1 protein-coding gene is annotated in these 388 nt (G+C 40.2%); it reads right to left on the bottom strand.

Annotated elements, in window-relative coordinates:
* Nucleotides 1-388 (bottom strand): GW dipeptide domain-containing protein (locus tag KH893_RS12835; protein ID WP_281166403.1); only part of this gene is annotated, 388 nt, incomplete at both ends.

The raw sequence follows: 388 nt of genomic DNA, 5'->3' as shown, positions 1-388 counted from the left end.
AGTATAAGTAGTGCCATTAGCTCGCTTAGTAACATCTTCTTTTGTAACAGTTACAGTATCATCATCATAAGTCTTTCCACCAACCGTTGATATTAAAGCAGTTGAAGATGTTAAAGCCGGGCTGCTATAAGTGCCATCATTACGCGCGTAATCAGCAATTTTATAAGTCGAATCCATCGTTGTTGTTGAAGTAATTGTTGCATAATTGGACATATTTAACGATCTAACATCGACCCAATAAGTCTTGCCGGCGGTCATATCAGTTACTTTCGCGTACTGATAGCTCCCACCGGAAGTTCGCTTGGTTGTATCGATTTGCGTTACTGCAACCATATTTCCAACATAATCCGTGATTGAGCCATTAGCAGTTAAAGTTGACGCAGAAGTC

Source organism: Liquorilactobacillus sicerae (assembly GCF_029916425.1).
GTDB lineage: Bacteria > Bacillota > Bacilli > Lactobacillales > Lactobacillaceae > Liquorilactobacillus > Liquorilactobacillus sicerae.
This window is presented reverse-complemented; position numbering and strand designations above follow the sequence as displayed.